We start from the raw sequence: 14,282 nt of genomic DNA, 5'->3' as shown, positions 1-14,282 counted from the left end.
GGCGGGGCGTCAGCCGCCGCCGTAACCGGCCAGCCGGCCGGCGAGCAGGGAGGTGAAGCCGTCGGCGTCCACCCGCAGGGCGATGTCGACGTCGCGGGACCGTTCCGGCCGGAGCAGATCGGCGACCAGCGCGCCCCGGGTCAGCTCGCCCGCGCACTCCACGGCCGCCGTACCGCTCTCCCAGCCCAGCAGTCCGGGGTGGGTGACGGCGGCGACCGCCACCGCGTCGTGCACCGGGACGGCCGCGACACCGTAGCGCTCCTCGTAGCGGGCGGCGAATCCGCACAGCAGCGCACCGGCGACCCCGGCCGCGCCGGGCAGCGCGGCCAGCCGCTCGGCCGCCGCGCGCGGGAAGAGCGCGGCGCGGGTGACGTCCAGCCCCACGACCCGGACCGTCGCGCCCGAGGTCAGGACGCGGTGCGCCGCCTCGGGGTCGGCGTGGAAGTTGAACTCGGCGGCCGGGGTGACGTTGCCCTGGGCGCGCGCCGCGCCGCCCATGACGACGATCTCGCGCAGCGCCGCCGCGGCCTCGGGCGCGCGGTCGAACAGCGCGGCGACGTTGGACAGCGGACCGAGCGCGACCAGCGTGAGCACACCGGGCTCGGCGAGGGCGCGTTCGGCCAGCCAGTCGACCGCGTGCCCGGGCACCGGGCCGCGCGGTGCCGCCGGGACCGGGAGCCCGCCGAGACCGCCGGGGCCGTGCATCGGCTCGTCCGGGACCCGGGGCGAGCCGTCGGCCGGTCCGGCGAGTCCCGCGACCAGCGGCAGGCCGGTCGGCGCGCCGGCCAGATCGAGCACGTGGCCGGCGTTACGGGTGGCCCGGTCCAGTCCGACATTGCCGGCGACCGTGGTGACGCCGCGGACGTCCAGCTCCGGGGAGGCGAACGCGAGCAGCAGCGCGATGGCGTCGTCGACCCCGGGATCGCAGTCGATGACGACCGGCCGGCGCGTGGGAGGTGTCACCGCTCGATCTCCTCGACGTAGCGGTCCAGCCAGGCGGAACGCTCGGCCGCGATGAGGTCCGGGTCGCCCTGACGGTAGCCGTTGCCGGCAGGGTCGACGGCGGCGTCGCCGGACACCTGGAGCATCAGGTCGGTGACCTCGGCGTCGGGGTGCACCGGCTTGTCGTAGATGACCTGGGCGACCTCGCTCTGCACCTCCGGCTCCAGCAGGAAGTCGATGAACGCCTCCGCGCCCGCCCGGTTCGGCGCGTCACGGACGATCTGCGCGGTGTTGGCCGTCATCAGCCGCCCGCGCTCGGGGACCGCGAAGCCGATGGGCTGCCCGCTGGCGACCGCCTCCATGGCGAAGTTGTCCAGGCTCGGCGCCATGGCGATCTCGCCGCGTTCCAGCAGGCTGGAGACCTCGGTGCTGCGGCTGTAGAACTGCAGCGCGTCCGGCCCGATCTCGGCCAGCCGCTCGAAGCCGGTGTCGGCGTCGGTGGGACCCGAGCCGTAGGCCTCCCCGGCGGCCAGCACCATCAGGGGACCGGCGGAGACGGAGATGTCGGGGAGCGCGAACCCGCCCGGATGCTCGGGATCCCACAGCGCGTCCCACGAGGCCGGCGGCTCCTCGACCAGGTCCGTGCGGTACATCACGCCGAGCAGCTGGAAGGTGTAGGCGGGGCCGTATCCGTCCGGGTCCACCGCCCAGGGCTGGATCTCGGCCATGTTCGGCACGGCCGCCGGGTCCACCTTCTCGAACAGGCCCATCTCCTCGCCGATGGCGGCGAAGTAGTCCGAGATCAGCACGACGTCGGTGTCCGGGTGCTCCCGGTTGATCCGCAGCTTGGTCAGCCGGGTGGCGTTGTTGCCGGTGTCGAGGATGACGCGGATCCCGGTGCGCTCCTCGAACGGCTCGGCGATGACGCGCTCGAAGTCCTCCGTGGCGAAGGAGAACGTGCTGACCACGAGCGTGTCGGTCTCGTTCTCGCGCACCGGCGCGCACGCGGTGACGGTGACGGTCAGCGCGCACGCGCCGGCCAGCGCGGCGAGGGGCCCGGTGCGCATCAGCGGGCCTCCGCCTCGTCGGCGAGCGCCACCAGGTGCCGGTGCGGCAGCGCGACCCGGACCCGCGTCCCGGGGCGGAGGTCGTCGCCCGGGTGCAGGCAGTGCAGCGTGGCCGGTGCCGCCGCCCCGTTCGCGTCCGTTCCGGCGCCCGCCACCGCGACCTCGACCAGGCAACGGCTGCCCTGGTAGGTGACGGCGCGGACCTCCGCGTCAAGGAGCACGCCGTCCTCGCCGGCCGGCTCGCCGTCGGTGAGCAGCCGGGCGTGCTCGGGCCGGACGGCCACCGGCCCGTGGCCGGGCACGGTCAGGAAGTTCTGGTAGCCGAGGAACTCCGCGACGAAGCGGCTGGCCGGAGCCGGGAACACCGCACGCGGCGCGCCCTGCTGGACCAGCCGGCCGCCGTCCATGATGACCAGGTGGTCCGACAGCTCCAGCGCCTCGTCCTGGTCGTGGGTGACCAGCACCGTGGTCACGCCGGTCTCGCGCTGCACCCGCAGCAGTTCCCGGCGCATCTGCACCCGCAGGCGCGCGTCCAGGTTGGACAGCGGCTCGTCCAGCAGCAGCACCGACGGGCGGATGGCGACCGCCCGGGCCAGGGCGACCCGCTGCTGCTGGCCGCCGGACAGCTCGGCCGGCCGCCGGGCGGCGAGGCCCGCGAGCCCCACCAGTTCCAGGGCCTCCCCGACCCGCTGGGCGACCTCGGCCTTGGGCAGCCTTCGGGCCCGCAGCCCGAAGGCGACGTTGTCCCGCAGCGTCATGTGCGGGAACAGCGCGTAGGACTGGAAGACCATGCCGATGTTGCGCTTCTCTGGTGGAGTGGCGGTGGCATCGGCGCCCTCCAGCAGGATCCGGCCACGGGTCGGGCGGACGAACCCGGCGATCATCCGCAGGGTGGTGGTCTTGCCGCAGCCGCTCGGGCCGAGCAGCGTGGTGAACGATCCGCGCGGCACGTCGAGACTGAGGTCGCTGACCGCCGCGAAGGTGTCGGCGGCCTTGCCGTACTCGCGGCTCACCCCGTCGAGGCGGACCACCGGATCCGGACCGGCGCCGGTGTTCGCTGGGGCGGCTGTGTTAGCCATTGCACGTCTCCACAGTGGGTGTCGAGGCCGTCACCGGCCGAAGACCTTCGTGAAACCGACCAGGCGCTCGGTCACCAGGGCGACCAGCACGCTGCCGGCCAGCAGCAGCACGCTGACCGCCGCGACCACGGGGTCGAACGAGGACTGCACGTAGTTGAGCATCTCGACCGGGAGCGTCGCGACGCCGGGCCCGGTGAGCAGCAGCGACAGCGGCACGTTGTTCAGCGAGGTGACGAACGCCAGGATCGCGGCGGACACGATGCCGGGCCGCATCACGGGCAGCGTCACCGACAGGAAGGTGCGCACCGGCCCGGCGCCCAGGCCGCGGGCCGCCTCCTCCAGCCGCGGGTCGGCGAGGGCGAGGGACGCTCCGGCGACCCGCACCGCGTAGGGGAGGAGCAGCACGGTGTGCCCCAGCACCAGCGCGGCGGTCGCCGTGCTGTGCAGCCCCACCATGACCTGCTGGAACAGGGCGAGGCCCAGCACCAGTTCGGGCACGATCACCGGGCTGAAGAAGAGGTTCTCCAGCGCCCGGCGGCCCGGAAGCGCCCCCCGGTGCAGCGCGACGGCCGCGGGGATCCCCAGCGCCAGCGCGAACAGCGTGGACAGCACCGCCACGACGAGGCTGGTCCGGAAGGCGTCCAGGAACGGCTGGTAGGCGAGGGCGGCACCGAACCAGCGCACCGAGAGCCCCTCCGGCGGGAAGGTGAGCGTGGTCCCGGCCGTGAAGGCGACACCGACGAGGACGACCACCGGGCCGAGCATCACCGTGAACGCGAGCGCGGTGAGCAGCGAGAGGAACGGGCGGCGGATCACCGTGAGACCCCCTTCGGGCCGAGCCGGCCGGACAGCGCGCTCACGGCGAGCACCAGGACCGTCATGATCAGCGCCACCGCGCTGGCCGCCGGCCAGTCCAGGCTGACGTTCACCCGGCTGTACAGCAGGGTGGACAGCAGCCGTTCGCGCGCGCCGCCCAGCAGCTGCGGCGTGGTGAACGCGGTCACCGCGCCGGCGAACACCAGCGTGCAGCCGACGAGCGCACCGGGCACCGCCAACGGCAGCACCACCTGCCGGAACGCCCGGCCCGGCGAGGCGCCGAGGCCGCGCGCGGCCTCCTCAAGGCGCGGATCCTGCTGGGAGAGGCTGCTGTAGCAGGACAGGATCATGATCGGCAGGAACAGCTGCACCAGGCCGAGGTCGATCGCCGTCTCGGTGTAGAGCAGCTGTGTGCGGCCCAGGCCCAGCGCGGCCGAGACCTCGCTGATCAGGCCGTTGCTGCCGAGCAGCACCAGCCAGCCGTAGGTGCGCACCACGGTGTTGAGCATCAGCGGGAAGATCGCCAGCGCGAGCAGCTTGCCCGCCCAGCGGGCGGGCGCGCGGGAGATCAGGTAGGCCACCGGGAAGCCGAGCAGCAGGCACGCCGCGGTGGTCACGACGGCGACCCGGATCGTCCGCGCGATCACGGGCAGCAGGTACGGGTCGCTGAGCAGTGCCGCGGTCTCCCGGGCGACCGTGGCGGGGTCGCCGTCCGGCGGCGCGGCGAGCGTCACCGCGACCGGATACAGGAAACCGAAGGCGAGCACCGCCGCACCGGGGACGAGCAGCGCGACCATGGCGCTACGCCGGAACAATGCCACCTCCGAGGGGCCGGCGAGGGGAAGCCGACGCGGGGACAGGGGGAACGGATCTCCTTGGGGGAACGGGAGAACGCCACGCTGAACAGCCGGAACGAGTACGGGCGGTTCTGCAAGCGCTTGCAACACCGTAGCCTTGAAACGGACATAACGCCAAAGTGGCGTCGTAAACACGCGGTTAAGAAGGGGGCCCGGGTGGCCGGTCTGGAGGATGTGGCGCGCGCCGCCGGAGTGTCGGCCTCCACGGTCTCCCGGGCGATGAGCCGGCCGGACATGGTGGCGCCCGCAACGCTGGAGCGGGTGCGCGCCGCCGCGGCCGAACTCGGTTTCCGCGCCAACCCGGCGGCGCGCGCCCTGACCACTGGCCGCACCGGCTACCTCGCCATGGTCGTGCCCGACCTGCACAACCCCTTCTACGGGGGCGTCATCTCCGGCGCGCAGCGGGCGGCCGAGCGGCGGGACGTCCGGCTGGTGATCACCGTCACCGATGGCCGGCCGGAGCGGGAGGCGGCGGCGCTGCGCGACCTCGCCGGGCAGGTCGACGGATTCGCCCTGCTCTCGCCGGTCAGCACCACGGCCGATCTCACCGCGGCGCGGCGCCGCGCACCCGTGGTGGTCGTCAACCGCCGGGTCCCGGGCGTCACGTCGTTCACGGCCGACACTCCGGGCGGCCTGGCCCGCATCTTCGACCGGCTCGGCGAGCTCGGGCACACCGACGTCGGCTACCTCGCCGGACCGCCCGGTTCGTGGATGGACCGGCGCCGCCGGGCCGAGCTGCGCGACCGCGCCGGCCGGCACGGTCTGCGGCTGCGGGAGTTCGGCCCGGTCCGGCCGGCGTTCGCCGAGGGCGCAGCGGCGGCCGACGAGATCGTGGCCTCCGGCTGCGGGGCGGTGCTCGCGTACAACAGCCTGCTGCTGCTGGGCCTGCTGTTCGAGTTCGGCCGGTGGGGCATCCGCGTGCCGACGGACATGAGCGTGGCCGCGGCGGACGACATGGCGTTCGCCGACCTGCCGGGCCAGCCGGTGACCGCGCTGCGGGTCCCCGCCGTGGAACTGGGGCGGCGGGCGGCGGACGCGCTGCTGGCCATGGCCGGGGGCACCGGGCGGCGCCCGGCCAGCCGGACCCTGCCCACGGAGGTCACCCTGACCGGGTCGGTGGCCGCGCCGCCCGCCCGGCGCTGACGCACGGCGTCACAGCGCGTGGCCGCCGGCCACCTGCAGCACCTGCCCGGTGATCCAGCGCGCCTGGTGCGAGGCGAGGAAGACCACGGCGTCGGCGATGTCCTCGGGCTCGCCCACCCGGCCGAGCGGGACGACGGAGCGCGCGTACTCGGCCGTGGCCGCGTCCATCCAGCCGGTCTGGACGGGGCCGGGCGCGACCGCGTTCACCCGGACGCCCACCGCGCCGAGGTCGAGGGCCGCCGCCCGGGTGAACGCCTCCAGGGCGGCCTTGGAGGTGCCGTAGCCGATCTGGCCCGGGAACGCGCGGGCGGCGTCGGTGGAGATGTTCACGACGCACGGGGGAGCGTCCGCCCGCGCGCGGCGGGCGAGTTCGCCGGTGAGCAGGGCGGGGGCGATCGCGTTGACCCGGTAGTGCCGCGCGAGGCTGTCGGCGGTGACCGCGTCGATACCGTCCGGGGTCTCGCAGTGCGCGGCGTTGTTCACCAGCACGTCGACCGGCCCGAGGAGGCGCTCGACCTCGCCGAACAGCCGGGGGGCCGCGTCCGGCGCGGAGAGATCGGCGGCCACCGCGACGGCGCCGGTCAACTCGGCCACGAGTTCCTCGACGGCCGCGGGGGCCGGCGTGCGGTGCTCCCACACGGCGTCCCGCGGTGCCGGCGGGTCGGCGGGCAGATGGTGCACCGCCACCCGCGCGCCCTGAGCGTGGAACGCCCGCGCGATCGCGGCGCCGATTCCACCGCCGGCGCCGGTGACGAGAACGACCTTGTCGTGGAGTCTGGTATCGAGCACGGCCGCAGGATCGCGGATCCGGCCAGCGCCGGGCAACCGGATTTCCCGGTAACCGGTGAACGGCGCCGTTCCCATTTGCGGACGCATCGGGTGGCGTCTCTCCGGCACTCCACGCCGATCCGGCCGCCTGCGGCGGGGTCCGGGCGGCAGCCGAGACCGTTGATGGGGTTCGCCGAACCGCCTGTGGACCGGGGCACTAGGGACCGGTGTGCGACGACCGGCCTCGACGCCGGAGCCCGACGAACGCGAGCAGCCGCGCACGCGCTCTACGCGCGGGTATACGCGCCGGCACCGTACCCGGTGACGTGCGGCCACGGCCGCACCGATGCCGCGGCCGAGACGGCGGTGACCACCGACCGGACCCCGCAACCCCCATCAACGGTCTGGGCTTCGGTCCGGCTTCCAGTCCTGCACGAGGAGTCCGAGCAGCACCTCGTCCAGGAACTCGCCCATCACCCAGGCCGAGGAGCGCAGGACGCCCTCGCAGACGAAGCCGTTGCGCTCGGCGGAGCGCAGCATCGCGACGTTGTCCGCCAGCGTCTCGATCTGCAGCCGGTGCAGGCCGCGCACGACGAATCCGTAGTGACACAGCACCGCGACCACGTCGGTGCCGTAGCCCTTGCCGCGGCAGGCCGGCCGCAGCCCCAGGCCGATGTGCGCGGACCGGTGGTGGTTGTCGATGCCCCACAGCGTCGCGGTACCGACCAGCGTGCCGCCGTCAAGCTCCACGACGGAGAACGGGACGTGCCCCTCTTCCTTGTCGTCCACCACGAGCCGCGAGTCCGGCGATCCGGGCGTGATGGGCCGCCACGGCCGGCTTTCGGCCCGCGATGAGTTGACCACGTCGTCGTAGAGCTCGGCCCGCAGGATGGGGATGTCGTCCTCGTGGCGTGCTCTGAGCCCGACCTTGGTTCCTGTCAGCATTCGAGCTTTCTATCCGGCCGAACCGGCCAGCGCAAGCCGATTAGCGGCTGTTCGGTCGTCGGGCGCATGCCGTAGGGCACCGAATCGCCACCGATCTACCGCCAGGCGCCCCGCCTGGCAGCGGTGCGAACGAGCGCGATTTCCGGTGCATCGTCCGCCCTGCGGGACGCGATGCCGGTCACGGTGCGATGGGCGCGGTCCCCGGTGGCGCCGGGACGCCGGGCTTGTGGACCGGTGGCGGGGCGCCGCGCAGCCCGTCGATCTGCCGGTCGAGCAGGGCCAGCGCCGTCTCGGGCGGGTAGTGCGCGTGCAGCAGGTCGGTCGCGATGCCATCGGTGGCCGCGAGGAGCGCGTACGTCTCCAGGTAGGGGTCGATCCGCTCGGGGATCTCGCCGGCTGCCGCGGCGGCGGCCAGGTGCGACATCACCTCCGCCACAAGCCGGGCCCGGCCGCGCCGGTAGAGCCGGGCCAGTTCGCGGTCGCCCAGGGCCCGGTGGAAGACCGCCAGCCCGACCAGCGCCGTCTCGCGCCCGTCCTCGTCGAGCGGAAGCAAGGCCGTGAGCAGGGCGCGCAGCACGAGCAGCGGACTGCGCGGCTCGGGAACCTCGGCGACGTGCCGGCGGATCCGCTCCTCGATCCGGTTCCGCAGCCGCGTGGCCGCGAAGGCGACCAGGTCGTCCTTGCTCTCGAAGTAGTGCTGGACCCGGCCGATGGAGACCCCGGCCTCGGCGGCCACCTCGCGCATCCGCACCGCTTCCAGGCCGCGCGCCGCGGCGATTCGCCACACCGCCTCCGCGATCTCCCGCCGGCGCTCGTCATGGTCCACCTGTCTGGGCATTCGTCACTTCGCTCTCGGATGTGGTTGAATGCGGACTCAATACAAACATATTGTATAAAAAGGAGAGTCCCGCATGACGTCCAGGGGCAGCGGCCGTGTCGAGCCGCCCGGTGGGATCGGGCGCTTCACCTCGCCGGCCGCGCGCGCACGGTTCGAGTACCACTACGGGAAGGCACTCGACGGGCTCCCGGAACGGGCGGGACTCCACAACATCCCCACCCGGTTCGGCCGGGTGCGGGTCTACCGGTTCGGCACCGCCGGAGGGCCGCCGCTCGTGCTGCTCCACGGCACCGGCGGCACCTCCGCGATGTGGCGTCCGAACATCGCGGACCTGGCCGCGCGGCGCCGGGTGTACGCGGTCGACCTGCTCGGGGAGGCCGGGGGGAGCGAGCAGAGCGCGCCCATCCGGTCGGCGGCCGACCGCGCCGCGTGGCTCGCCGAGGCGCTGGACCACCTGGAGATCGAGCGCGCCCACCTGGTGGGCGTGTCCATCGGCGGCTGGAGCGCCGCCAACCAGGCCGTGCACGCCCCCGAACGGATCGCCTCCATCAGCCTCCTCGACCCGATCCAGACGTTCGCCCGCATGTCCGCCGGCCTTGTGCTGCGCACCATCCCGACGATCGTGCCGCTCACCGCGTCATGGGCGCTGCCCCGCTTCCTCCGCTGGATCGACGGCCAGGGCGTGCCCCCCGAAGGCGACCCGACGGGCGACGTCATCGCGGCGGCCCTGCGCTGCTACCGGACCGCCCTCCCCGCCCCCACGCTCTTCACCGACGACCAACTGCGTGGTATCACCGTCCCCGCACTCGCCCTCATCGCCGGCCGCAGCGTCGTGCACGACCCTCGGCGGGCGATCGAGCGGGCGCGCGCCTTCGTACCGGACGTCCAGGCCGAACTGTGGCCGGACGCCACCCACGCGATCTCCGGCCAGTGCGCGGCCGAGGTCAACGCCCGGGTCCTGCGGTTCGCGGACGAGGTCGACGGCAGGGGCGGCTCCAAGACCGCGGGCGGCGCCGGGCACTGACCGGCGGACGTCCACCGGGCCGGCGCGGCCGATCCCGGCCATCGGGCTGCGAACCGCCCCTTCTGTCCGCCAGGATGATCACCTGCGCCCCCGGGCCGGCCCGTGCCCGCCCCTGGCCGGGCGCCCCCGCGCCGCCGGGCCCCACCGGCGACCGATCCGCCACCGCAGTGACGAGGAGATCTCCCGTGCCCACCAGCCCGCCCGGCCGCCGCGAACCCGTGGCGGGGGGAGTCCTCGTCGGCGTCGACCTGCGCGGCATCCAGGCGTTCGTGTTCGAGACGCGGCGGCTGCTCGACGCGGTGGGCCGGGCCGAGATGGTCGCCGAACTGACCACCCCGGAGTGGCTGGAGGAGAAGCTGTACCGGAAGCGCTCCGTGAAGCCTCCCACCTACACCCTCGAACGCGAGCACGGCGGCACCCTCGTCGTCGGTTTCGCGGACCACGCCACGGCCCGGGAGTTCACCGGCCGCTACACTCGCGCGGTGCGGGAGCGGTCCGACCGGCTGCTGCCGGTGGTGGCGCACCTCGCCTACGGCCCGGACGCGCCGCTGCGCACGCTCGCCGACGCACTCGCCGCGCTGCCGCGCGAGCTCAGCACGGCCCGGGGCCGGGCCGTCGAGCACCTGCCCGCACGCGGGTTCGGCGTCACCGCGCTCTGCGAGGTGACCGGGCGGCCCGCCGAGGTCGTGGACCAGCCGCCGAAGGGGCGCGGGGGCGCTGACCGGCCGGCCGAGCGGGTGGCACGTGACATCGTCGACGCCCGTCGGCTCGGCACCCGCTGGCACCGTGACAAAAGGGGCGCGTGGCTGGACGCGGCCGCCCGTCCCGACGGCTGGGACGGCGACCTCGACCTGCCCACGGACGTGGAGGAACTGGGCCGCGACGTCGGCGACATCAGCCGCCTCGCCGTCATCCACCTTGACTTCAACGGGCTCGGCGACCGACTCGCCAGGTTCCTCGACGGCCTCCCCCGCGACGAGGTGCCGGCGGAACTGCGGCGCGTGTCGGCCGACATCCACGCGGTCACCGCCGGGCTCGCCGAGGCGATCGTCCGCGCCGTCGCCCGCGCGATCAAGCTGACGGAGGATGGCCAGCCCGTCATCACGGGGCGCGGGAACGGCGACCCCGGACTGCGTCCCGTCGTCAAGCGGCCGAAGCACGGCGGGTCGCGCACCCTGCTCGTGCCGGTCCGGCCCTTGGTGGTCGCCGGGGACGACCTCAGCATCCTCTGCGACGCCCGGCTGGCGTGGAGCGTCACCCGGTTCGCGCTGGACTGGCTGGACGGCGAGCCGACCGACGAGAATGACCCCCGCCACCGCATGGCGAACCGGGGAGCACCGTGGGCCCGGCAGGTGTCGGACGGCCCGGACCTGCCGCCCCGGACCACCGGGGTGCCCACCGCCGGAGTCGGCATCGCCGTGCAGCCGGTGGGATCCTCGATCGCGGTCGGCTACGACATCTGCGCGCAGTTGTGCGAGCGCGCCAAGGAGCACCGCAAGGAACTCGGCACCGAGGCCAGGAAGGCCGGGAAAGCGGATGGGCTCGAGGACCACGTCGTCGCCTGGTCCCAGACGTTCAACGCGCCCGAGCGGGTGATCGCCGACCTGAACCGTGCCCGGGAGGACCGGGACGACACGCGTGCGGGACGCACCGCGCTGCCCATGACCGGCGCCGAGTTCCGGGCCTTCCTCGACCGGTACCTGTCCGAGCGACCTGGCGCGCTCCGCGGACCCGGGGCGGCCGAGCAGCGGTCCTGGGTCCTGTCGGACCTGCGCACGCTGCTGTACGACGGTGAGCCCCTTCAGCCGGAGCTGGAGCGGCGAAAGGCCCGGGGCGTCGCCGCGGAGCTGCCGCCCGAGTGTTCCCGGGGCGAACTCCTCGACGCCATCGACCTGCTGGACGTCCACCTCGACGTGGCGCTGGCGGAAGTCCCGGTGCGGAGCGGGGAGGGCGCATGAGCGGCCGGCCGGAGTTCCTCATCGTCAACATCGCGTCTCCCGCGATGTTCGTGGGGCACAGCGTCGCCGGCACCGCGGCCGACACCGACATCGCCACCGACGACCACGGGCTGCCCCGCCTGCCCCGGCACCGGCTCGCGGCCCGGCTGCGCGCCGCCGCCGTCGGCGTGGTCCGGGCGGAGCCCGGCCTGCTGGACGCTGCGGAGGAGGTGTTCGGGGTTCCCCGAAGTCACGACCGGGAACGGCTCGTGCTGATCGACGACGCGCGGTGCGCCGAGCCGATCCGCGCCGCCGTCGCCTACGCGCTGCACCAGCGCGGCCACCGCCCGGGCACGAGCCCGGACGGACCGGCCGCCGTCCTGGTCCGGTCGGTGACCGACGCGTTCACCAGCCTGGAGAGCGGCGTGGAGGTCGACGCGGACGGCGCTCCCATTTCAGGACGGCTGCGTACCAACCGGGTGCTCAACCCCGGGATTCGTCTAGTGGCGCCCCTCAGGTGGCAGGGCGAGCCCCAGACCGACCATCTACGGCTGCTCGCCCGCGCCGCCCTCGCCACCACGCAGGCGGGGCACCGCGAGACCCGCGGGCGGGGACGCATCGATGTCCGGCTCGGCCCGGCGAGCACGTCCGGCGAGGAGCATGAGGCGACTCTGGAGTGGGCCGGTCTGCCACCGCGCGAGCAGCGGTCCCCGGAGGACACGTGAGCCGGTGCGCGCCCGGCCGGCGCCGCCCCGGTGGGCGGTCCGCCCTGCGGATCCGCCCCCGCGTGCACCCGGGCGGGTCGAGCGCCGCGCGTCCCCCGGCGAGGACGGCCGCCGACGGCCGCCGCCACCGGCCCACCCCGACGTCCGCCGGCAAGAAGGGAACAGGGTGACAGTGACCGAGTCCGCGTTCACCCCCGTACCGGGAGGGGGCGGCGTGACCGGCTATCTCCGGTTGCGCTACCACACCACACAGTCCATGGTGCTGCGCACCGACCTCAACCCGCTGTTCGTCCGGTCGGCGGCCGTGATCGAGGGACGGGTGCAGCGCGGCATGCTCGCCTGGGTGCTGAACCGGGCCGGGCGGCGGGACCTGGTCCCGGAGTGGGTGGCGCGCGGAGCGGCCGTCCGGTTCGCGACGGCGTTCCCGCTGCTGGAGCCGGAGGGCGCCCAGCCCACCCCGACCATTCCGGCGCCGCGGTGGCTCCGGCTGCGCGACAAGGACGGTCCCAGCGCCGGACTGGTCGACACGCTGGCCGCACGGGGCGGCCATGCGGGCCGGACAGGGGAGGGCGGGAGGACCCGTTCCTACGACGGGCTGGTCACCCCTGATCTCCGGTACCGGGCGGTGCCCGCCATGAGCACCGAGCAGTACCTCGGCCGCGGCGACGGCGAGGGCCGGGGATCCGGGACGCCGTTCCTCACCACGAGCGTCGACCACGGCCAGGTCTTCGAGGCCCGCTGGCAGTTGCGCGCACCGGACGAGGCGGGCCTGCGCGCGCTGGCGGCCGAGATCCGGGCGATTTTGGTCGACGGCGGCCACCCCTTCACCCTCGGCGCCGACCGCACCCGGGCGCACGGTGGCCGGGTGCTGGTCGGCACCCTGCCGGGGACGCCCGGCGGGGACTCGCCGCTCGCCGTGGACCGCACCGCCTGCCCGGCCGGCGCGTGGCCGGCCGGCGCCCACCGCGACCTGGTGCTCCTGGCTCCGGCGCTGATCGTGGACGACCGTGGCCAGCCGCACCCCGGCGCACTTCCGGCGGCCGTGCGGAGGCTGGCGGAGAGCGTCGTGGGGCGGGACGCGGTGGTGGTCGAGGCCGGCCACATCGAGCCGTGCGAGCTGTTCGGGTACCACGTCGGCTACCGGTCCGAGATGGCGCAGCGCTGGGCGGCGGCCCCCGGCTCCGTGGTCCGGCTGCGCGCCCGGCGCGACCTCACGGCGGAGGAGGTGCGCGCCCTGGAGGCGGTGCCGCTCGGTACCCGGACGGCGGACGGCAACGGCGCGTTCGTGCTGCTGCCCGAGCCCGACCTGTCCCGGGTGCCGGTGGACAAGGCGCCGACCGCCGCCGGGGAGGCGGGCCCGCCTCCCCGGCGGAACGCAGGCGGGTCCGGCACCCTGGTGACGCTCGCCGACGGGCAGAGCGCCCGGGTGGCGCCGGAAGAGCTCGCGGCGGCCATCATGTCCGACGAGAACCACCCGCTCGCCGGTCTCCACGACAAGCTGCTGTGGAACGCCTGCGCCCGTGTCGTCCGCGACCGGGCCCGCATGGTCGCCGCCGCCAGCGCCGAGGCGGGACCGCTGCCCACCAGGAGCCTGCTCGGCCGCCTGCGCGAGGTCGCCGCGGCATGGGCGCCCGACGCGGGGACCTCCCTGAAGCGGCTGGCCGGCGTCGTGTCCGGGGCGGCCCCCGGCGCGGAGGCGGCGGAGGAGAACGACACGGACTCGTCGAGTCGGTTCAAACCGTTCACCGGCAAGGCGGAGGAAGCCGTCCGCTCCACCAGGGTCCCCTGGGGAAACGAGCGGGTCAGGCTCGACACCTGGCTCCGGAACGCGGCGACGGCACCGGTGGACTGGCGGGCCGGTGCGTTCGGAGACTCCGACGCCGTGCTGGCCGCCGCGATCGCCCCGGTCGACCTCGCCGCGGCCGAGCCGCGATCGGGCGTGCTCAGCCCGGCCGCGAAGAGCTGGCTCGGCGACCGCGAGGTCGCCGAGCGGCTCGCCCTGCTTCTCATCACCACCTGGCTCGCCGAGGCCGCCGCCCGCGCCCGGCTCCAGGACGAGGAGCGGACCGAGAACACGGCGGGGACGGTGTAGCGGCGGCATGCGCGTCGACGGACCCCGCGGGTACAGCGGCAGCCGTACC

The 14,282-nt window shown here is 74.7% G+C and carries 13 protein-coding genes; 5 read left to right on the top strand and 8 right to left on the bottom strand.

What is annotated here, in order from left to right:
* Positions 1-9: 9 nt before the first annotated feature.
* The 5 genes from ACFQRF_RS22590 to ACFQRF_RS22570 are packed head-to-tail and all read right to left on the bottom strand — an operon-like array spanning position 10 to position 4,719.
* Positions 10-963, bottom strand: a complete 954-nt coding sequence (locus ACFQRF_RS22590; protein WP_379873163.1) for a nucleoside hydrolase — start codon at positions 961-963, stop codon at positions 10-12.
* A complete protein-coding gene (locus ACFQRF_RS22585) occupies positions 960-2,009 on the bottom strand; it encodes an ABC transporter substrate-binding protein (RefSeq protein WP_379873162.1) in 1,050 nt (349 codons plus the stop codon). The genes ACFQRF_RS22590 and ACFQRF_RS22585 overlap by 4 nt, the downstream gene beginning before the upstream one ends.
* The gene (locus tag ACFQRF_RS22580; RefSeq protein WP_379873161.1) at positions 2,009-3,088 is read right to left on the bottom strand and encodes an ABC transporter ATP-binding protein; all 1,080 of its coding nucleotides are present in this window, start codon (positions 3,086-3,088) and stop codon (positions 2,009-2,011) included. The genes ACFQRF_RS22585 and ACFQRF_RS22580 overlap by 1 nt, the downstream gene beginning before the upstream one ends.
* Positions 3,089-3,118: 30 nt before the next feature.
* Positions 3,119-3,904, bottom strand: a complete 786-nt coding sequence (locus ACFQRF_RS22575) for an ABC transporter permease (RefSeq protein WP_379873160.1) — start codon at positions 3,902-3,904, stop codon at positions 3,119-3,121.
* Positions 3,901-4,719 (bottom strand): ABC transporter permease, encoded by an 819-nt coding sequence (locus ACFQRF_RS22570; protein WP_379873159.1) that lies wholly within the window; start codon positions 4,717-4,719, stop codon positions 3,901-3,903. The genes ACFQRF_RS22575 and ACFQRF_RS22570 overlap by 4 nt, the downstream gene beginning before the upstream one ends.
* Before the next feature lie 198 nt (positions 4,720-4,917).
* On the opposite strand from ACFQRF_RS22570, the gene ACFQRF_RS22565 reads away from it, so the two are divergent.
* Positions 4,918-5,904 (top strand): LacI family DNA-binding transcriptional regulator, encoded by a 987-nt coding sequence (locus tag ACFQRF_RS22565; RefSeq protein WP_379873158.1) that lies wholly within the window; start codon positions 4,918-4,920, stop codon positions 5,902-5,904.
* Between the two features lie 9 nt (positions 5,905-5,913).
* Here ACFQRF_RS22565 and ACFQRF_RS22560 read toward each other — a convergent pair whose 3' ends face one another.
* The 3 genes from ACFQRF_RS22560 to ACFQRF_RS22550 all read right to left on the bottom strand — a co-directional run bounded on the left by ACFQRF_RS22560 (position 5,914) and on the right by ACFQRF_RS22550 (position 8,455).
* Positions 5,914-6,693 (bottom strand): SDR family NAD(P)-dependent oxidoreductase, encoded by a 780-nt coding sequence (locus tag ACFQRF_RS22560; protein WP_379873157.1) that lies wholly within the window; start codon positions 6,691-6,693, stop codon positions 5,914-5,916.
* Between the two features lie 375 nt (positions 6,694-7,068).
* Positions 7,069-7,617, bottom strand: a complete 549-nt coding sequence (locus ACFQRF_RS22555; RefSeq protein ID WP_379873156.1) for a GNAT family N-acetyltransferase — start codon at positions 7,615-7,617, stop codon at positions 7,069-7,071.
* Between the two features lie 178 nt (positions 7,618-7,795).
* Positions 7,796-8,455 carry a TetR/AcrR family transcriptional regulator gene (locus tag ACFQRF_RS22550; RefSeq protein ID WP_379873155.1) on the bottom strand — a complete coding sequence of 220 codons (660 nt, stop codon included), beginning with the start codon at positions 8,453-8,455 and terminating at the stop codon, positions 7,796-7,798.
* Between the two features lie 73 nt (positions 8,456-8,528).
* Between ACFQRF_RS22550 and ACFQRF_RS22545 the strand changes: the two genes are divergently transcribed.
* From ACFQRF_RS22545 to ACFQRF_RS22530, 4 genes are all read left to right on the top strand, one after another.
* A complete protein-coding gene (locus ACFQRF_RS22545; protein WP_379873154.1) occupies positions 8,529-9,479 on the top strand; it encodes an alpha/beta fold hydrolase in 951 nt (316 codons plus the stop codon).
* Positions 9,480-9,664: 185 nt separating this feature from the next.
* Positions 9,665-11,437, top strand: a complete 1,773-nt coding sequence (locus ACFQRF_RS22540) for a hypothetical protein (RefSeq protein ID WP_379873153.1) — start codon at positions 9,665-9,667, stop codon at positions 11,435-11,437.
* Complete coding sequence (locus tag ACFQRF_RS22535) at positions 11,434-12,141, top strand: hypothetical protein (RefSeq protein ID WP_379873152.1); 708 nt, start codon at positions 11,434-11,436, stop codon at positions 12,139-12,141. Before ACFQRF_RS22540 ends, ACFQRF_RS22535 begins: the two co-directional genes overlap by 4 nt.
* A 166-nt stretch (positions 12,142-12,307) precedes the next feature.
* Positions 12,308-14,233: a hypothetical protein gene (locus ACFQRF_RS22530; RefSeq protein WP_379873151.1), complete on the top strand. Its 1,926-nt coding sequence runs from the start codon at positions 12,308-12,310 to the stop codon at positions 14,231-14,233.
* The last annotated feature ends 49 nt before the right edge of the window (positions 14,234-14,282 follow it).

The organism is Marinactinospora rubrisoli (genome assembly GCF_042664915.1).
Lineage (GTDB): Bacteria > Actinomycetota > Actinomycetes > Streptosporangiales > Streptosporangiaceae > Marinitenerispora > Marinitenerispora rubrisoli.
This window is presented reverse-complemented; position numbering and strand designations above follow the sequence as displayed.

Bases quoted from the DNA above. Each gene is read 5' to 3' on its own strand.
- ACFQRF_RS22585 (WP_379873162.1), bottom strand. From the start codon at position 2,009: ATGCGCACCGGGCCCCTCGCCGCGCTGGCCGGCGCGTGCGCGCTGACC.
- ACFQRF_RS22580 (WP_379873161.1), bottom strand. From the start codon at position 3,088: ATGGCTAACACAGCCGCCCCAGCGAACACCGGCGCCGGTCCGGATCCG.
- ACFQRF_RS22555 (WP_379873156.1), bottom strand. From the start codon at position 7,617: ATGCTGACAGGAACCAAGGTCGGGCTCAGAGCACGCCACGAGGACGAC.
- ACFQRF_RS22550 (WP_379873155.1), bottom strand. From the start codon at position 8,455: ATGCCCAGACAGGTGGACCATGACGAGCGCCGGCGGGAGATCGCGGAG.
- ACFQRF_RS22545 (WP_379873154.1), top strand. From the start codon at position 8,529: ATGACGTCCAGGGGCAGCGGCCGTGTCGAGCCGCCCGGTGGGATCGGG.
- ACFQRF_RS22535 (WP_379873152.1), top strand. From the start codon at position 11,434: ATGAGCGGCCGGCCGGAGTTCCTCATCGTCAACATCGCGTCTCCCGCG.